This is a genomic window from Dehalococcoidia bacterium, from assembly GCA_035310145.1.
Lineage (GTDB): Bacteria > Chloroflexota > Dehalococcoidia > CAUJGQ01 > CAUJGQ01 > CALFMN01.
This window is the reverse complement of record DATGEL010000017.1, coordinates 1-18,582: the sequence shown is the minus strand read 5'-3', so window position 1 is coordinate 18,582 and position 18,582 is coordinate 1. Positions and strand designations below refer to the sequence as shown.

Here is an 18,582-nt window from a genome sequence, read left to right as displayed (position 1 = left end):
TGAGGAGGGCGATCGATGACCGAGCAGCAAACCGTGACCACGCCGCCCGAACTCGTCCGCGACCGGCCCGGCATTCCGCAGAGCTACGGCATTCAGAGCGGCGAGGAGGGGATGCTGCCCTGGGCCTGGGCGCGCCGCCGGCTGGAAGTCGCGCAGAACTACTGGATCTGCAGCACGCGCCCGGACGGACGGCCGCACGCCATGCCGGTCTGGGGCGTGTGGGTGGACGACGTGCTGCTCTTCGGCACTGGCCGCGACACGCGCAAGGCGCGCAACATCGCCGCCAATCCGCACGTCGCCATGCACCTGGAGAGCGGCGACGACGCCGTGATGGTCGAAGGCGTGGTCGAGGAGCTGCGCGACGCGGCGCTGCTGGCGAAGGGCGATGCGGCCTACCTGGCTAAATACATCGACCCGGCCACGGGCGAGGGCTTCCACCTGGCCCAGGTGGAAGGCGGCGACAGTGGCGTCTACTGCCTGCGCCCGCGCCTGGCGCAGGCCTGGCGCGAGGCGAACTACCCCGTCAGCGCCACGCGCTGGCGCTTCGGGATCAGGGGCGTTGCCTAGGGCCACCTGTGCGCTCGGCCGCGGCGTTGAGACGATCGCGCCTTTCGGCATGGCCGGCTTGACAACTAGTTGTTTAGACAACTAAAATGGGGCGTATCCCAGTAGTGAGCACGGCCGGGGGCCGCGCTCGAAAGGTCTCGCTCCATGCCAGCCGCATCCACCGAAAACATTCTCGCCCTGCCGCGCATCGCCCGGCCCGACGCCGCGCAGCGCCAGCGCCCCGTCGCGGGCATCGTCGCCGCGCCCAGCATGCTGGAGGGCGCCGGCTTCCGGGTGCGCCGCCCCTTCCCCGGCATCGACCTGCGCCTCACCGATCCGTTCCTGCTGCTCGACCATCTCGGCGCCGTCGAATATGCGCCGGGCGAGGCGAAGGGCGCGCCCTGGCACCCGCACCGCGGCTTCGAGACCGTGACCTACGTGATGGACGGCGCGCTCGCCCACCACGACTCCACCGGCGGCGGCGGCGTGATCACGGACGGCGCCACACAGTGGATGACGGCCGGCGCCGGCATTCTGCACGACGAGATGCCGACCGAGGAGCTGGTGCAGAAGGGCGGCCTCTTCCACGGCGTGCAGCTCTGGGTCAACCTGCCGCAGAACCTGAAGTGGACGCCGCCACGCTACCAGGACATCGCCGGCAGCCGGCTGCGGCTGCTCAGCTCCGACGACGGCGGCGCCCTCATCCGGCTGATCGCGGGTGAGCTGGGCGGCTACGCCGCGCCGGGCGTGACCTGGACGCCGATCACCTACGCGCACGCCACGATCTCGCCCGGCGCGCGGCTGAGCCTGCCGTGGCGGCCGGAGTTCAACGCCATGATCTACGCCCTCTCCGGCAGCGGTTCGGTGGGCGCGGAGGGCGTGGCGCTGCGCGAGGGCCAGCTCGCCGTCTTCGGCGCGGGCGATGCGATCACGATCGCCGCGGACGCGACGCAGGAGAGCCGCTCGCCCAACCTGGAGCTGCTGATCCTCGGCGGCCAGCCGATCCGCGAGCCGGTCGCCTCGTACGGTCCCTTCGTGATGAACACGCACGAAGAGATCGTGCAGGCCTTCGCCGACTACCGCGCCGGCCGCATGGGCACGATCCCAGCGACGGAGCTTGAGGCGTAGCCTCTGGCAGACCAGCGTAGCAGGGCGGGCGGTCCACGGCGGACCGCCCGCCCTTTTCTGTTTTGCCGGTAACCCGGCGGCCTCGCCAGGTTGTTTTGTTGTACTTTGGAGCCGCCGAATGCAACAACCTGCACGAGGTTGCGGCGATGCCCGCTCCCGCCTTCTGTCTGCTCTGTGGCGGCGCCCTGGCCGAACGGCTGGTCGACGGCGAGCCACGGCTTGGCTGTACCGCCTGCGCCTGGGTGCACTTCGACAACCCCGTTGCCGTGGCCGGCGTGATCGTGCGCCGCGGCGACGAGGTGCTGCTGGCGAAGCCGCGCGGCGGGCAGGAGTACGTGCTCGTCTCCGGCTTTCTGGAAGCGTTCGAGTCGGTGGAGATGGCCGCCGTGCGCGAGGTGCGCGAGGAGACAGGCTTCGAGGTGGCGATCGAGCGTATCCTCGGCAGCTACTCCTGCCGGCCGATCGGCAAGAACATGGTCTTCATCGTCTGTGTCGCGCGGCTGTGGGGCGGCGAGTTGCGCGTGGACGAAGAGCTGGACGACGCCCGCTGGTTTCCGCTGGACGCGCTGCCGCGCTGGCCGGCGGAGTGGCCCGTGGCGCGGGCGTTCGCGGACCTGATCCCCATATCGGTGTAGTGACGGGCTGCTCGTCTTTGGCGGCGCGGTTCGACCGCGCCGCGCGACGGCCGGCCCCGCCGCTCTCCTCGCCGCCCTCTCCGTGTCGGTCGTTCCCATGCCTGGTAGGGTCCCAGGGCCTACCTGCCCGCGCCCGGGTTCGCGCCCCACCTAGCACGACCGTCGCCTCTCCGTGAGCCAGGAGCGGGCGCAGGGACGGTGGTGAGGATGAGGCCCACCGCGATTGCCACGATTTCGCCCGCCACGCCGAGTTCGTGTATATCTTGACACCAAGTGCCGCTGGTGATAGTACTTAGTGTGTAGATAACACTTACTGCGGTCGGCCGCGGGTCGGAGGGCAACCATGGTCACCACCATCTCTTTGGACGCTGCGAAGGACGGCGCGGGCATCCCCGACGCCGCCTGTGAAACGGGCATCGCCACCGTGCCGCTGGTCGAAGAACGCAGCTTCCGCCAGTGGCAGGTCGAGATTCCCGCCCGCTACCGCGGCGTCGGTATCGACGCGTTGACGGCGCGCATCCGCGCCGCCCGGGCCGCCGTCGGCAGCCGCGCCGTGATCCTCGGCCACCACTACCAGCGCGAGGACATCATCCAGTTCGCCGACGTGCGCGGCGACTCGTTCAAGCTGGCGCAGTGGGCGGCGGAGCAACGCGGCGTCGAGTACATCGTCTTCTGCGGCGTGCACTTCATGGCCGAGAGCGCCGACATCCTCACCGCGCCGGAGCAGCAGGTGATCCTGCCCAACCTGGCCGCCGGCTGCTCGATGGCCGACATGGCGCAGCCGGGCGACGTGCTCAAGGCCTGGGCGAGCCTGCAGCGCGAGGGCATCGACGGCATTGTGCCCGTCACCTACATCAACTCCGCCGCCGCGCTCAAGGCGTTCGTCGGGCGCAACGGCGGCATCGTCTGCACCTCCAGCAACGCCGGCGCCGTGATCGAATGGGCGTTTCAACGCGGCAGGCGCGTCTTCTTCTTCCCCGACCAGCACCTGGGCCGCAACACGGCGCTCAAGCTCGGCATTCCCGACGATGAGATGGCGCTCTGGGACTATGACTGGCCCTTCGACGACCTGGGCGGCAACCGCGTCGAGCAACTGCGCCGCAGCCGCGTGATTCTCTGGCAGGGCCACTGCAACGTGCACGCGCGCTTCAGCGTGCCGCAGATCGAGCAGGCGCGGCGCGACTATGCCAACGTGCGCGTGATCGTGCACCCGGAGTGCACGCGCGAGGTCGTGGCCGCGGCCGACGCCTCCGGCTCGACCGAGTTCATCGCGCGGCAGGTGGCGGAGGCGCCGGCCGGCAGCGTGCTGGCGATCGGCACCGAGATCAACCTCGTCAACCGCCTGGCGAACGAGCACCCGGAGAAGACCGTCTTCTGCCTCGACCCGATCTTCTGCCCCTGCTCGACCATGTACCGCGTGCACCCGGCCTACCTCTGCTGGGTGCTGGAAGAGCTGGCCGAGGGCCGTGTGGTCAACCGCATCCAGGTCGACGATGAGACGGCCCACTGGGCGCGCATTGCGCTCGAGCGCATGCTGCAGGTGCGGTGAACGCCATGAGCACCTACGACCGCTTCGATCGGATCATTGTCGGCTCCGGCGTCGCCGGGCTGAGCGCCGCGCTGGCGGCGCGGGGGCAGGGGCGTACGCTGCTGCTCGCCAAGGATGCCCTTGAAGAATCGAACACGCGCTACGCCCAGGGCGGCATCGCCGCGGCGCTCGGCGCCGACGATTCGCCCGCCCTGCACCTGGGCGACACGCTGGCGGCCGGCGCCGGCCTGGTGGACGAGCCGGCGGCAGCCGTGCTCACCGCCGCCGCGCCGCGGCGCATCGACGAACTGCTGGCGCTGGGCGTGCCCTTCGATCGAGATAGCCATGAAGGCGGCCGCGTGGCGCTGGGGCGCGAGGCGGCGCACAGCGCCCGCCGCATCGTGCACGCGGGCGGCGACAGCACCGGCGCCCGCCTGGAGGAGACGCTGGCCGGCCGCGTGCGCGAGGCCGCGGGCGTCGAGCTGCGCGAGCAGACGCTGGTCACGCGCATCCTGGTCGAGCATGGCCGGGTAGGCGGCGTGGAGGCGCTCGACGGCCGCACGGGCCGGCTGGAACAGATCGCGGCGCCGGTGGTGATTTTGGCCACGGGCGGCGCCGGTCAGCTCTACCGCTACACGACCAATCCCGCCGTTGCCACCGCCGATGGCGTGGCGCTTGCGTATCGGGCCGGCGCCGAAGTGCAGGACCTTGAGTTCTTCCAGTTCCACCCCACGGCGCTGCGCCTGTCCGGCGCCCCGACGTTCCTGATCTCCGAGGCGGTGCGCGGCGAGGGCGCGATCCTGCGCGACGCCGCCGGCCGCGCCTTCATGGCCGAGTACGACGCGCGCGCCGAGCTGGCGCCGCGCGACGTGGTCGCCCGCGCGATCCACGAGGAGATGACGCGCGAGGACGCGGACCGCGTGTACCTCGACCTCACACACCTGCCGGCCGAGCGCATCAGGGCGCGCTTCCCCGGCATCGCCGCCGCCTGCCTCGGCTACGGGCTGGACATCACCCGCGAGCCGATCCCCGTCGCGCCCGCCGCGCACTACCTGATGGGCGGCGTGCGCACCACGCCCTGGGGCGAGACCAACGTGCGCGGCCTGTTCGCCTGCGGCGAAGTCGCCTGCACGGGCGTGCACGGCGCCAACCGCCTCGCCAGCAACTCGCTGCTCGAGGGGCTGGTCTTCGGTGAGCGGGCGCTAAAGCGGTCATTGGAGAACGTCGAGCCCGCCGTGCCGGCAGCGGAGGCGCGGGCGCTGCCGGCCGCGCGGCCGGGCGAGGCCGGGCCGCCGGCGCTTGATGAATTGCAACGGCTGCTGTGGGACGAGGCCGGCATCGTGCGCCGCGGCGAGAGGCTGGCGTACGCCTGCAACGTGCTCGGCGCCTGGCAGTGCAGCCTGCCGCCGGCCGGGGATCGCGCCGCCCACGAGCTGGCGAACCTGCTGCTGGTTGGGCGGCTGCTGAGCGAGGCGGCGCTGCGGCGGCGCGAGAGCCGCGGCGCCCACTTCCGCAGCGACTTCCCGCTGCCCTCGCCCGCAGGGCTGCGGCACTTCACCTGGCGGAGGGACGCCGATGCCCGCGACTGAACCACCACCCAACGCGACGCTGATCGATCCGCGCCTCGGCGCCGCGCCGGAGGCCGGCACGCTCGACCCGGCGCTGCTCGCCGATCTGGCGCGGCGGGCGCTGGCCGAGGACGGCGCCTTCCAGGACGTGACGACCGCGGCGACGGTCGAGCCGTGGCAGCGCGGCACGGGCACGGTGCTGGCGAAGGCCGAGGGCGTGCTGGCCGGCCTGCCGGTGATGGCCGCCGTCTTCGCGGAGGTCGATGCGCAGCTCGCGTTCACGCCGCTGCGGCTGGACGGGGAGCGCGTGCGGCGCGGCGACCGGATCGCCACGATCGAGGGCTGCTTCGCGGCGATGCTGCGCGGCGAGCGCACGGCGCTGAACCTGCTGCAGCGGCTCTCCGGCGTGGCCACGGCCGCGGCGCGGGCGGTCGCGGCGGTCGAGGGGCTGCCGGTGCGCATCGTCGACACGCGCAAGACGACGCCCGGCCTGCGGGCGCTGGAGAAGTACGCCGTGCGCGCCGGCGGCGGCCATAACCACCGCTTCAACCTCACCGACGGCGTGCTGGTCAAGGACAACCACCTGGCGGCGCTGCGGTCGCGCGGGCTCGGCATCGCCGACGCGGTGCGGCTGGCGCGGCAGCGCGCCCCGCATACGCTGCGCGTCGAGCTGGAGGTGACGACGCTGGCCGAGCTGGACGAGGCGCTGGCCGCGGGCGCGGAGATCATCTTGCTGGACAACATGCCTGCCGCGGAGATGGCCGAGGCGGTGCGCCGCTCCCGCGGCCGGGCGCTGACCGAGGCCTCCGGCGGCATCACGCCCGACACGGCGCGCGCCGCCGCCGAAACCGGCGTCGACCTGATCTCGCTCGGCGCCCTCACCCACTCCGCCCCCGCGCTCGACATCAGCCTGGAGTTGGCGCTGGCGGACTGAGCGACCGCGAGCTTTGGCAGGCTGCTGAAAAGTCCCCGGCGGGCCAAATCCAGCGTCGTTATGGCGAGCTGCAGGCGTGTCTTGTCAAGACCTCCTGGCGTTCCGGAGGGGTTTTCAGCACCCTGTCAGGGCGGGAGCTTCTAACAGCCGCGATCCGTTCCCGGTGCAACATGAGTGGTGCCCTTCCGCGTCGCTCCGATCTCGTCTTGCGATTTCTGCAAACTGGTCCGCGGAGCTGTGGAAGATGCCGTGTACGTCGGCCTCTGCCAGCTTATCGCCCTCACCACCCACGGCAATGCTGACCGATCCGTACAACCGCTGGAACTTCTGTCGATCTCTCGCCCCCTGTTGATTCCGTCTGAAAACTGACCCACCGTCCGCCGGAAACCTGACCCGTCTCCCCAGGACGCCGACCCTCGCTGTGAGACCACAGCGAGGAGACCACTGAGGAGATGCTGCCGTTGGACGCCTGGACCACGATTCGCTACCTGCACGCCCAGGGCAAGCCGATTCGCACCAGTGCCCGCGAGTTGCGGCTGGCCCGCAACACCGTCCGCGCCGCGCTCAAGGGCGACACGCCGCCGCACTACACCCGCCCGCCAAAGCCCAATCCGCAGCTCGTGCCGTTCCACACGGCGATTCGCCGCATGGCCCTGGAGCAAGGGCTGATTGGCACCCGCATCCTGCGCGAGCTGCAGGCGCAGGGCTACACCGGCGGCAAGACCGCGCTCTACCGCTCCTTGCACACGCTCACCGCCACCCAGCCCGACCCCCGCGTGACGGTCCGCTTCGAGACGGCACCGGGCGAGCAGGGCCAGTTCGATTGGTCGCCCTACACCGTCACCCTCGGCGAGCAGCCGACCAGCATCGTCGCCTTCGGGCTGACGCTGGGCTACAGCCGGCGCAAGCATCACTGGGTGAGTTGTGACGAGACGCAGAGTTCGGTCTTCGAAGCGCTCGCGGCCGGCTTCCAACATTTCGGCGGCGTGCCCAAGGAGTTGCTCGTCGATAACGCCCGGGTCTTCGTGCAGCAGGCGCAGCCCGAGCGCTTCACCTGGAACCCGCACTTCCTCGCCTTCTGCGGGCACTACCGCGTCGAGCCCATCGCCTGTGCACCCTACTGGCCGCGCACCAAGGGCAAGGTCGAGCGGCCCTTCTTCTATCTGGAGCAGCACTTCATCAAGGGCGGCAGCTGGGCCAGCTTCGAGGCCTTCAGCGCTGACCTGGCCCAGTTCGTCGCCGAAGACCTGGATGTCCGCGTCCACGGCACGACCCGAGAACGGCCGCTCGACCGCTTCGTGCGCGAGCAGCCGCAGCTCACCCCGTTGCCGGCGACGGCGTTTGTGGGGACGCACGAGCACACCCGGACCGTGAGCTGGGACTGCCTCGTCGCCTTCGCCGGCAGCCGCTACTCGGTGCCCTGGGCCTACGCCGGCCAGCCGGTCTGGGTACGCAGCTCCCAGGGTATGCGGCTCAGCGCACGCAATCAGCAGGGTGCCGTCATCGCCACGCATCTCCTGGCGACGGTCAAGGGCAGCACGGTCAGCGACCCGGCGCACTACGACGGCCTCGCCCCGCGCTTGCCCAAGACACGCGCCTTGGCGACGCAGGCCTTCCGGCACGCGCTTCCCGGAGTACGACTGGTTCCTGGAGGGGCTGTACACGCAGCACGTCCCCAACGGCACGGCCCACCTGCGCGCCATCCTCGGGCTCGCCGAGCTCTATCCCGGCGAGGCGCTCTGCGCCGCCTTCGCCGCAGCCCGCCAGTACCAGAGCTTCAATCACGCGTTTGTGCGCGGGGTACTGGAAGCCGGGGGGAGCACGGCCACACCGCCGGTGCCGAGCACGGGACCGCCGCGCGCACCACGTGGCAGCATGACCGCCGACCTGGGCGTCTACCAGGCGGTGTTGGAGGGGCGGCGATGAGCGAGAGTGAGAGCGAGCGGCTGCGGAGTCAGCTCAAGCGGCTGGGGCTGTCGACGATGGCGGCGCACTTCGAGGAGGCCGCATTGCTTGCGGCGAAGAGCGAGCTGAGCTACACCGCCTTCCTGGCACGGCTGGCCGACGAGGAGCTGGCGAGCAAGCACGACCGCGGCGTGAGCCTCCGCCTGCGCAAAGCCGGCTTCCCGGCGCTCAAGACGCTGGAGCAGTTCGACTTCCGCTTCCAGCCCACCCTGCCCGCCGCCCGCATCCGCGAGCTGGCGAGCCTCGGCTTCGTGGAGCGCAAGGAGAACGTCGTCCTGGTCGGCCGGCCGGGCGTGGGCAAAACCCATCTGGCCACAGCGCTGGCGATGAAGGCCTGCCAGGTCTCCCAGCGGGTGCAGTTCGTGCCGGCGCCGCTCTTGCTGGACCAGTTGCTGGCGGCCGCGGTCGCGCACGGGCTGGCCAAGCAGCTCGAAGCCTACGGGCGGCTGCACCTGCTGGTCGTGGATGAACTCGGCTATCTGCCCATGGACAGCCAGCGGGCGACGCTGTTCTTCCAGCTGATCAGTCATCTGTACACGCGCACGGCGGTGATCGTCACCAGCAACGTGGCGTTCGAGGGCTGGGGCCGGGTCTTCGGTGGGGACGAGCTGATCGCCGCGGCGATTCTGGACCGGCTGCTGCACTACAGCCACGTCTTCTTGATTACGGGCCCGAGCTACCGGATGCGGGACAAACAGGCCATGCTCGGCGAGCCGCCCGACCCCACGGCCAGCCCCCCGGCGGCCTAACCGGCGCGCCCGGCGCCACGGCGTGGCGCAGGAGGTGTACGCTTTCGACACTTCGAAATTTCGAAGGAGCCGGTACCCAGAGACCAAGGAGGGGGGTCACTTTTCAGGCGGACGCACGGGTCAAGTTTCACGCGGAATCTACACCCCCTTCACCAGCCGGAGGGGCGAACGACTCTGCAGCCGCAGCATGGCTCCTGTGAGCTGCCCCTCAGCAGTATGACGTGGTCGGCCGTGGCGACGGTGCCTTACGCTGTGACTGCGTCTCGCGTGGCCATGCGCCAGGCTCACCCAAGAGCCACCCCGCGGAGACCCGCAACGCTGCGGCCAAGCCCACCAGCTCGATGTCCGTCACTTCGCGCAGGCCGATTTCAATCTTGGCCACCGCCACCTGGTCGAGGGGATAGCCGGCGACCTGCAGCCGCGCGGCGAGCTGCAATTGCGTGAGGCGAGGCAGGTGGCGATACCGTGCTTCGCGCACCCGCGGGCCGACCAGGTTACGAGCGGGCATAGATTCAGTGCATGTTCCGTGCAGGGAACCAAAATGCCCGGCAATCCTATGCCCACGCCTTGCATTTTTGTTCCACCAGAGGAACATGAACAGCATCGCTCACCAATTCGTCACCAATCGTGCAGCGGCCGTGCGCACAGCCGCGCCGCCCAAGTCGCGATGAGGACTCCGCGTGATGCGCAAGCTTGCATCGCATGCCGGTGCCGACGGAACGGCGCCGCGTTATCCGGTAGGTATGCAGACTCTGCTGATCAGGACCGTGAGTGGCTGTCGCGCGGTCCCTGTCTACTCCCTGCGCAATCCCCAGCACCACGAGCCGATTGGGCGGGCCCTGGCCACAGGCCAAACCGCAGCCTTCTACGTTGGTCTGTACGGCATCGTCAAGGCCGTCCGGGCAGCGTGGGTCGCCCACGACGCCGCCGAAACCTACTGGCGGATCAAGGCCGGGCGACCACGCTACGCCAAGGTGCCGCTGCTCGCCAAACCGCAGCAGGCGCTCCGGCTGATTGACTTTGTGCCCGTCCACCCCGCCTTCCGACATCTGGCCCGGCGCGACCGCTTCGAGCGGCTGTGGACGAGCCACGGCGCACCACTCCACGTCATCGCGCCGTTGCGACAGCCGCTCCGCTTTCTCGACCCGGCCTTCGTCACCTCGCCGGCAGACCTCGACGCCTACCGACGAGACGATGCCCGGGCCGTCGACCGAGCTGTGGCCGCGCCGACGGCCAGCTTCTTCTGGATGGCCGACCCAACCTGGGAAGACCTCGCTACCTTTACCCAACTCTTCAGCACCGCGCGGGCGTTCTACGGTGCGTCGTCGTTCAACGAACACGGCCAGCCGCCGCCGTACACCTTTGCCCAGCTCGCCAGCTACGTTGAAGGAACAGAAGGGAACCAATTCGACCTCGTCATCAACGACGAGCTGTACGAGCGGACCGGTGCCTTCAGCTCGCACACCCAAGTTCGGCTGCCCCTGGTCGACGAGCCAGCCGAACTCGTGGTGGTCCGCCGTGGTGCCGTGAGCCCCGAATGGTTAGCCGACAGTACCGGCTACCCAGTGCGCGTCCTCGGCAGCGCCGGGGTTGCCTCGCGCTCGCCCGGTCTGACGGACGCGGAGCTGCGCGCCGGGCTGGAACGGCTGCGGGCGTGGCGCAGCGCATGAGGAGACTGTCCGCTTCACCACCACTCAGCGTGTTTGGCAGTGGCCGCTTGCGGCTCGATGAGCGCCTGGTCGTCGCGGCGCTCGCCGTCATCGCCGCCGCCTGGTTTCACGCCGCCAGCTACACGGCGGCCGAAGGCGCCCACCCAGCGAAACGCTGGCTTTTTCGCCGGAGCGCCGACGCCTTCGCGCTCGTCGCCTGCTACGCCCTCGTCCGCCTGTGGACCTGAGTTCAAACGCACCGTGAGGCCTGCCATGGCTGTCTCATCATCACCCGCCGCCCCAGCCGTCCATCGCTGGTCGGCGCCGACGCTGCGCCAGCGGCGCTTCCGCTTGCTCGACACGACGCTGCGCGATGGCGTCCAGGCGCCGCACATCCGCCAACCGACCCTAGCCGAGAAGCTGCGCATCATTGACTTCGACGCGGTGCTGGGCATCGCCGCCATCGACCTCTGCCTGCCCGGCGTCGGCGGCCAGTATTTCGCCGAGGGCGTGGAGTGTGCACGCTACGTGCGTGCGCGCTATCCAGCCATCGATGTTGTGGTGCTCGCACGCACGTTGGCCAGCGACATCGATGCCACCCTCGACTTCGCCAGTCAAATCGGCGGCCCCCTTTCAGCCATCCTCTTTCGCGGCAGCAGCGACCTGCGCCTCGCCGCTGAGGATTGGAGCGAAGACCAGATTGTCGCCGACATGCGGCGCTGCGCCGCCCGGCTCACCGCCCACGGCCAGCGGGTCATCTGTGCCACCGAGGACACCACCCGCTCCCGACCCCAGCTCCTGACGCGGCTCTTCGCCCCCGCGCTGGACATCAGCCTGGAGCTCGCGCTGGCCGAATAGAAGAGGCAGAGGCCGGCATCGTTTGACGCGATTTCTGCGCGAAACGTATAGTCGCGATACCGCGAGGCGAGCGGGCGAGGGCTGGCGATGCGCGATTTTTCTGCTTACACGCTCGATCAAGTCTGCCGGCTCACAGGGCTGACGCGCCGGCAGCTCGCGTACTGGGATCGCACCGGCTTCTTCTCTCCTGCTTGCGCTTCAGAAAACCGGAGCGCACCGTACAGCCGCGTGTACACGTTCAAGGATGTGGTGGGTTTGCGGACGATTGCGCGGCTTCGCAAGGCGCCGCACAGCATCCACCTGCGGGAGCTGCGCCAGGTGGCATCCTGGCTCGATCAACATCCTGCCGAGTCCTGGCCCAGCCTGGTCTTTTTCATCGCCGGCAAGCACGTGTACTTCGACGATCCTGAAAGCGGTGTCCGGCTCGCGGCCAGACCGAAGGGCCAGAGCGTGCTGCCCATCAGCATGGCCCCGATCATGGCCGAGATGCGAGCAGAGATTGAGAGCCTCAAGCAACGTACGCCGGACATGATCGGCCGGGTCGAGCGGCGCCGCTACGTGGCGCACAATGCGCCGGTGCTCGCAGGCACCCGCATCCCGACTTCCGCCGTCTGGAACCTGGCGAAGGCGGGCTACGATGCCGCCGCGATCGTCCGCGAGTATCCCCGTCTCCATGCAGAAGACGTGGAGGGAGCGCTCGCTTACGAAACCAAACGCCACCTCCGCGCCGGCTAACCGCGGTGCCGATGCTGCTGCTCATGGACGAGAATGTGCCGGACTCGGTCGCGGCCTTCTTCCGTGAGCGCGGGCATGAAGTCCATCTCGTTCGTGACCTGTTTCCCCCCGCCACACCCGATCAGGTCATTGCCCTTGCCGGCGATCGCGAGCATGCGATCGTGGTGACCTGGAATCATAAGGACTTCAAGCGCCTTGCCGCGCGCATCCCGGTCGGCGAGCGCTTGCATTTCCACCATCTGGGCCGCATCAACTTCCGCTGCAACGAGGCGCATGGCCGCCGGCGCGCCGAAGCGCTAATCGAATGGATCGAGTTTGAGTTCGAGCAAGTGCAAAGGCGCAGCGACAAGCGCTTGATGATCGAGATCGGAGAAACGAGCTTCCGCGTAATCCGCTGATCCTCCTCACCGCCGGGCCAGAGGCAGCCCCGGTAGGGCAGGCAAAGCGTTCGTCGCTCATGGCGCTCACCAGGCGCCGGGCGCCTGCCAGACGTTCTCACCGCCGACGACGGTGAGCAGCACGCGCGCCTGAGCGATCTGCTCCGGCGGGCAGGTGTAGATGTCACGGTCCAGCACGACGAAGTCGGCGTACTTGCCCGGCTCGATCGCGCCGGCCACGTCCTCGTCGAAGCCGGCGTAGGCCGCCCAGCGCGTGAAGGAGAGCACCGCCTCGGCCCGCGTCATGCACTGCTCCGGGCGCCAGGGCTGCAGCGGGCCGCCGGGGCGCGATCGCGTCACGCCCGCGGCGATGCCCAGCAGCGGATTCGGCGACTCCACGGGGAAATCCGAGCCGCCGGCGATCGTCACGCCGCTGTCCAACAGCGACCGCCAGGCGTAGGCGCCGGTCACGCGGTTGCCCAGCCGCTTGTCCGCCCAGGCCGAGTCCGAGGTGCAGTGCGTCTGCTGCATCGAAGGGATCGCGCCCAGGCGGCGGAAGCGCGGAATCTCGGCCGGCGCCAGGATCTGCGCGTGCTCCACCCGCGGCCGTTTGTCGCGGTCGCCGGCCAGCGCCCGCTCGTAAGCGTCGAGCACGCTGCGGTTGGCGCGGTCACCGATCGCGTGCGTGCAGACCTGGAAGCCGTGCTGGATGGCGTCGCTCGCCCAGCGCTCCAGGTCGGCGCTTGACGCCAGCTCCAGGCCGCTGTTTTCGGGGTCGTCGGAGTAGGGCGAGAGCAGCGCCGCGCCGCGTGAGCCGAGGGCGCCGTCGGCGTAGAGCTTGATCGCGCTGATCGAGAGCCGGTCGCGGTAGCGCCGCTCCGGTCCGCGCTCGCGCCAGGCCTGCCAGGTCTTGCCCGGCCCGTTGATCGCGCCCAGCACGCGCAGCGGGAAACGGCCGGCGTCGATCAGGCCCTGATACGTCGCGATCGTGCGCTCGTCCACGCCCATCTCGTGAACGCCGGTCAGGCCGAAGCGCAGACACTCCTGCACCGCCGCCTCGACCGCCACGCCCAGGTCATCGTCGCCCAGCGGGGGAATCAGCTCGCGCACCAGCCCCATCGCCTGATCGATCAGCACGCCGCTGGCGTGGCCGCCGGCGTCGCGCAGGATGCGGCCGCCGGGCGGATCGGGCGTGCCGTCGTCGATGCCGGCCGCCTTCAGCGCCGGCGAGTTCACCCAGAGCGCGTGGCCGTCGACGCGGGTGAGCGCGACGGGGTTGTGCAGCGTGAGGTGGTCAAGCGCGGCGATCGTCGGGAAGGCGCCGCCGGGCCAGGTGGTCTGGTCCCAGCCGCGGCCCGTGACCCAGGCGCCGTGCGGCCGCTCGGCGGCGCGGGCGGCCGCACGGCTCGCGGCGTCCTCGGCCGAGGCGGCGCCGCTCAGGTCGACGTTCAGCCGCGACTCTGCCAGGTTGCGCAGGTGCGCGTGCGCGTCGATCAGGCCGGGCAGCACCGTGCGGCCGCGCAGGTCGATCTCGTCGCCGCGCGGCGGCAGTTCGTCGGCCGCGCCGACGGCGGTGAAGCGCCCACCCTCGGCGGACATCGCGGCGGCCAGTGTGCCGGCGCGGGCCTGGGTGTAGATGCGGCAGTTGACGAAGCGCATGAAGCACGTCTCCAGAGTCGTGGCTCGGCGGGGCCGGTCCCGCGTGATCGCGCGGTCAGGCTTGCGCCCGCAGTCGTGGTGTTTCGAATGCCGCGGACCCGCGATATGCTGTTCGTGTACGGTCAATCCCCCGTTTGGTCTGCCGGGTATGAGCGGCAGACTTCGCGAGTACTAGGGCGGGAGTAGCGCGGCGCTCGCCTGTTTCGGTCATGATCGACGCCGGCACGGCACGCGTATTATGTGCGCGGAACAGTTCTCATTGGTCAAACAGTGGTCAAACAGTGGTCAAACGGCGCTCAAACGGTCAACTGGTTCCACGGTCGAAAGGCAGACGCTCATGGCAGGCCCGACAGGCGACTCCCTGCACCCCGCCACGTCCCAGGCTCCTCACCAGATTCGCGTGCTTGTCGTGGATGATAACGTGCTCTTCCGTGAAGGGCTGGTGGCCCTGCTCAAGCAGTACGACGACATCATGATCGCCGGGCAGGCCACCAACGGCCACGACGCCGTGCGCAAGGCGACGCTGGTGCGGCCCGACGTGATCCTGATGGACATCTCCATGGCCAACATGGGCGGCGTCGAGGCGGCGCAGCACATCCATCAGGAGGTGCCGCACGTGCCGATCGCCATGCTCACCGTCTCCGACCAGGACGACGACCTCTTCGGCGCGATCCGCGCCGGCGCACGCGGTTATCTGCTGAAGACGGTCGGCATCGAGGAGCTGCACGAGGCGCTGCACACGCTCTACGAGGGCGGCACGACGATCACGCCGCACCTGGCGCGGCGGCTGCTCGAAGAGTTCAACCGGCTCACCGCCGGCCGCCGCGCGGGCGGTGAGGAGGAGGTTGCTAAGCTCACGGCGCGCGAGCGCGAGGTGCTGGAGCTGGTGGCGATGGGCCAGAGCAACCAGGAGATCGCGGACAAGCTGGTCGTCGCTGTCAACACGGTGAAGGTGCATCTGCGCAATACGCTGGAGAAACTGGAGCTGCGCAACCGCCAGCAACTCGCGGCCTTCGCCGTCTCACACGGCCTGATCACCGACATCCGTGGTGAAGGTCGCGACGACGAGTAGCGCCCTGGCCCACCGCATCCGTCTCTGGACCGACCGCGCCGCCGGGCGTCCGAGTGCGCCTCTGGCGCTGCCAGCGCGGTAGGATGGGAGGGTGACTGTACAGCATTCTCCTCCATCCCCGGCCGAGAGCGGCGCGGCCTTGCCCGTCGTCGCCATCGTGGGCCGGCCCAACGTGGGCAAGTCGGCGCTCTTCAACCGGCTCGTCGGCGGGCGCGTGGCGCTGGTGGAAGACCTGCCCGGCACCACGCGCGACCGCATCTACGGCTCCGTCGATTGGCCGCGCCGCCCCTTCCGCCTGATCGACACCGGCGGCCTCGAAGACGGCGCCGCCGGCGGCTACCCGGCGCTGATCCGTATGCAGATCCGGCGGGCGATCGACGAGGCCGCCGTGATCGTCTTCGCGGTAGACGCCCGCGACGGCCTCACCGCGGCCGATCTCGAAGCCGCCGAGCTGCTGCGCCGCGCCGATCGCCCGGTCGTGCTCGTCGCCAACAAGGCGGACAACGCGGCCCGCCGCGCCGACCTGGCGCAGTTCTACGGCCTCGGCTTCGGCGAGCCGATCGCCGTCAGCGCTTACCACGACAGCGGCATTCCCGACCTGCTCGACGCGCTGGAGCCGTATCTGCCCGCGGCCGAGGCGCCGGCGGACGCGCAAACGCTGCGCATCGCCATCGTCGGCCGGCCCAACGTGGGCAAGTCGGCGCTGCTCAACGCGATCCTCGGCGAAGAGCGTGTGATCGTCAGCAGCGTGCCGGGCACCACGCGCGACGCGATCGATACGGCCTTCAGCTTCGAAGGCCATGAACTCGTGCTGGTCGATACGGCCGGCATCCGCCGCCGCGGCCACATTGATCCGGGTGTGGAGAAGCACAGCGTGCTGCGGGCGCAGGAGGCGATCGAGCGGGCCGACGTGGTGCTGGCTGTAATGGATGCGACGGAAATGCTGACCGCGCAGGACGGCCACATCATCGGCTTCGCCGAAGAATCGCTCCGCTCGCTGGTGATCGTGCTCAACAAGATCGACCTGATCGAGCGCGTGGGCGAGTGGCGGGCGGACCTGACGCGGCTGATCCGCCGGCGCGTGAAGTTTGCGCCCTGGGCGGAGGTCGTCTTCGTCTCGGCGCGCGAGCGGCTGGGCATTGACGAGCTGCTGCGCGACGCCGTGGCCGCCGGGGAGGCGCGCAACGGCCGCATCGGCACGCCGCGGCTCAACCAGATCGTGAAGCGGGCGCTGGTGAAGCACAGCCCGCCGGCGGTAAGCGGCAAGCGGCTGCGCGTGTTCTACGTCACGCAGGCGGAGACGCAGCCGCCGACGTTTGTGTTCTTTGTGAATAACCCGGATCTGGTTCATTTCTCGTATGCGCGGTACCTTGAGAACTGCCTGCGCGAGGCGTTCGCCTTCCGCGGCACCCCGATCAAGCTCACGTTTAAGGGCAGGAGCGGCGCCGAATGACCTGGCAGTACGTCCTCGTCGCGGCGATCGGCTACTTCTGCGGCGCGGTGCCGTCTGGGGTGTGGGTCGGCAAGCTCGCGCGCGGCATCGACATCCGCGAGTACGGCAGCGGCAAGACGGGCTTCACCAACAGCATGCGCGTGCTCGGCTGGAAGCTCGCCGCCGTCGTCTTCCTGCTCGACCTGGCGAAGGGCGCCGTGCCGGTGCTGATCGCCCGCAGCTTCTTCGCCGGGGCGCCGGTACAGGCCGTGGCGGGGATCGCCGCGATGGTGGGCCACATCTGGCCGGTGTACGTCGGCTTCCGCGGCGGCCGCGCCGTGCTGGTCGCCTTCGCCGCCACGACGGTGATGATGCCGCTGCTGGGGCCGATCATGATTGCGATCGGCCTCGCCATCGCCCTGCCGTTCGGCTACATCTCGCTCGCCTCGGTGGTCGGCAGCGGCGTGATGGCGGGGATCATCGCCGCGCTCGCCTTCCTCGACCGCGTGCCGCCTGAGCTGCGCGTGCCGCACGCCTACGGCGTCTTCGGCGTGGTGGCCGCGACGATGATCGTGGTGCTGCACCGGGACAACATCCAGCGGCTGCGCGCCGGCACCGAGCCGAAGTTCGGCCACGGCGGCCGGCGCCGCCCCGGCCAGGCCGACAGCCGGCCGTAATCAACCAGCAAAATATCCTCCGTGCGACGGGCCAAGATGGCTTTTGACGCGGGAGCAGAACCCGCTGCCGGCGACGAGGCCGCCGATCGCCGCGCGCTCGAAGCGCTGGTGATCGACAATCCGGACCTCGAGTGGCTGGAGGTGCTGCTGGACGAGTTCAACATCTTCGAGGCCGCCGGCTGGACGCGGCAGGAGGCGCGCCACTCCGACTTCCTCGCCTTCCTGCTCGACCCGCGCCAGACGCATGGCCTCGGCGACACCTTCGTGAAGCGCTTCCTGCAGCGCGTGCTGCAAGGAGCCGGCGGCGCCCAACTGCCGATCAGCCCGATCGAGCTGGACCTCTGGAGCCTCGACGGCCTGCTGGTGCTGCGCGAGTGGCAGAGAATCGACATCCTGCTGCTGGACGAAACGCACAAGCTCGCCGTGATCATCGAGAACAAGATCGACAGCGGCGAGCACGACGACCAGCTCGATCGCTATTGGAAGGCCATCGCGGCGCAACATCCCGGCTGGACGCAACTCGGAATCTACCTGACCCCGGACGGCGCAGCGCCGAAACATCGGGCGTATCTACCGGGTGACTATGCCCTCGTCATCAACCTCATTGAAGCCTTGCTGGAGAGCCGAGCGGCGTCTCTTGGCGCAGACGTGCAGACATCGCTTCGTCACTATACGCGAATGCTTCGGAGATACATTGTGAACGACTCTGAGATCGGTGACCTTTGTCGACGTATCTACCAGAAGCATCGCCGGGCGCTTGAACTCATAATCCAGTACCGACCGAGCCTGGAATCGCGCCCGTTGACCATCATTTCGGATCTGATCGAGCAATCTTCGGATCTGCTGCGACTTCAAGTCCGCACGAACACTGTGTCATTCGCTCCCCTTGAGTGGGACATCCCGGAGCTGCGCACGGGCACGTCGCCTCTCCCCTCTCTGCCAACCTAAGGTGAGACAATCGAAGTCTCGAAATTAGTGTAGGGCGGGGAGAGAAACGCCTGATGGTTGCCGAACCAATCCCCGCAGACCGTTCCCCCCTTCAAGGCCGTCCCCCGATGGCGGCAGTTCCC

Annotated in this window: 18 protein-coding genes; 16 read left to right on the top strand and 2 right to left on the bottom strand. The window is 69.4% G+C overall.

All coding sequences use genetic code 11. The annotated features are described in order from the left end of the window. Positions 1–15: 15 nt before the first annotated feature. From VKV26_03230 to istB, 7 genes are all read left to right on the top strand, one after another. Entirely contained in the window at positions 16–567 is a 552-nt protein-coding gene (locus tag VKV26_03230; protein HLZ68902.1) for a pyridoxamine 5'-phosphate oxidase family protein, read from the top strand. A 144-nt stretch (positions 568–711) separates the two neighbouring features. Continuing rightward, positions 712–1,674, top strand: coding sequence for a pirin family protein (locus VKV26_03225; GenBank protein HLZ68901.1), 963 nt, complete (start codon positions 712–714; stop codon positions 1,672–1,674). Positions 1,675–1,772: 98 nt separating this feature from the next. Continuing rightward, positions 1,773–2,309, top strand: a complete 537-nt coding sequence (locus tag VKV26_03220) for an NUDIX domain-containing protein (protein ID HLZ68900.1) — start codon at positions 1,773–1,775, stop codon at positions 2,307–2,309. A gap of 343 nt (positions 2,310–2,652) precedes the next feature. Continuing rightward, complete coding sequence (nadA, locus tag VKV26_03215) at positions 2,653–3,858, top strand: quinolinate synthase NadA (GenBank protein HLZ68899.1); 1,206 nt, start codon at positions 2,653–2,655, stop codon at positions 3,856–3,858. 5 nt (positions 3,859–3,863) lie between these two features. Next, on the top strand, positions 3,864–5,426 hold the full coding sequence (nadB, locus tag VKV26_03210) for an L-aspartate oxidase (protein HLZ68898.1): 1,563 nt from the start codon (positions 3,864–3,866) through the stop codon (positions 5,424–5,426). After that, entirely contained in the window at positions 5,413–6,339 is a 927-nt protein-coding gene (nadC, locus tag VKV26_03205; GenBank protein HLZ68897.1) for a carboxylating nicotinate-nucleotide diphosphorylase, read from the top strand. Before nadB ends, nadC begins: the two co-directional genes overlap by 14 nt. 452 nt (positions 6,340–6,791) lie before the next feature. Then, positions 6,792–9,053 (top strand): IS21-like element helper ATPase IstB, encoded by a 2,262-nt coding sequence (gene istB / locus VKV26_03200; protein HLZ68896.1) that lies wholly within the window; start codon positions 6,792–6,794, stop codon positions 9,051–9,053. A gap of 208 nt (positions 9,054–9,261) precedes the next feature. Here istB and VKV26_03195 read toward each other — a convergent pair whose 3' ends face one another. Continuing rightward, a complete protein-coding gene (locus VKV26_03195; protein HLZ68895.1) occupies positions 9,262–9,657 on the bottom strand; it encodes a helix-turn-helix domain-containing protein in 396 nt (131 codons plus the stop codon). Between the two features lie 79 nt (positions 9,658–9,736). Here VKV26_03195 and VKV26_03190 point away from each other — a divergent pair, with 79 nt between their 5' ends. From VKV26_03190 to VKV26_03170, 5 genes are all read left to right on the top strand, one after another. Continuing rightward, entirely contained in the window at positions 9,737–10,723 is a 987-nt protein-coding gene (locus VKV26_03190) for a hypothetical protein (protein ID HLZ68894.1), read from the top strand. Then, on the top strand, positions 10,720–10,950 hold the full coding sequence (locus tag VKV26_03185) for a hypothetical protein (protein ID HLZ68893.1): 231 nt from the start codon (positions 10,720–10,722) through the stop codon (positions 10,948–10,950). Before VKV26_03190 ends, VKV26_03185 begins: the two co-directional genes overlap by 4 nt. 103 nt (positions 10,951–11,053) lie before the next feature. Then, positions 11,054–11,560 (top strand): hypothetical protein, encoded by a 507-nt coding sequence (locus tag VKV26_03180; GenBank protein ID HLZ68892.1) that lies wholly within the window; start codon positions 11,054–11,056, stop codon positions 11,558–11,560. Between the two features lie 87 nt (positions 11,561–11,647). After that, complete coding sequence (locus VKV26_03175; protein HLZ68891.1) at positions 11,648–12,295, top strand: DUF433 domain-containing protein; 648 nt, start codon at positions 11,648–11,650, stop codon at positions 12,293–12,295. 11 nt (positions 12,296–12,306) lie between these two features. Then, positions 12,307–12,693, top strand: a complete 387-nt coding sequence (locus tag VKV26_03170; GenBank protein ID HLZ68890.1) for a DUF5615 family PIN-like protein — start codon at positions 12,307–12,309, stop codon at positions 12,691–12,693. Positions 12,694–12,759: 66 nt separating this feature from the next. On the opposite strand, the gene VKV26_03165 is transcribed toward VKV26_03170, so the two are convergent. After that, the gene (locus VKV26_03165) at positions 12,760–14,331 is read right to left on the bottom strand and encodes an amidohydrolase (protein ID HLZ68889.1); all 1,572 of its coding nucleotides are present in this window, start codon (positions 14,329–14,331) and stop codon (positions 12,760–12,762) included. A gap of 337 nt (positions 14,332–14,668) precedes the next feature. Between VKV26_03165 and VKV26_03160 the strand changes: the two genes are divergently transcribed. From VKV26_03160 to VKV26_03145, 4 genes are all read left to right on the top strand, one after another. Beyond that, positions 14,669–15,403 carry a response regulator transcription factor gene (locus tag VKV26_03160; GenBank protein ID HLZ68888.1) on the top strand — a complete coding sequence of 245 codons (735 nt, stop codon included), beginning with the start codon at positions 14,669–14,671 and terminating at the stop codon, positions 15,401–15,403. 91 nt (positions 15,404–15,494) lie between these two features. Further along, positions 15,495–16,856: a ribosome biogenesis GTPase Der gene (der, locus tag VKV26_03155; protein ID HLZ68887.1), complete on the top strand. Its 1,362-nt coding sequence runs from the start codon at positions 15,495–15,497 to the stop codon at positions 16,854–16,856. Then, positions 16,853–17,512: a glycerol-3-phosphate 1-O-acyltransferase PlsY gene (plsY, locus tag VKV26_03150; protein ID HLZ68886.1), complete on the top strand. Its 660-nt coding sequence runs from the start codon at positions 16,853–16,855 to the stop codon at positions 17,510–17,512. Before der ends, plsY begins: the two co-directional genes overlap by 4 nt. A gap of 36 nt (positions 17,513–17,548) precedes the next feature. After that, entirely contained in the window at positions 17,549–18,460 is a 912-nt protein-coding gene (locus tag VKV26_03145) for a PD-(D/E)XK nuclease family protein (protein ID HLZ68885.1), read from the top strand. Positions 18,461–18,582 lie beyond the last annotated feature (122 nt).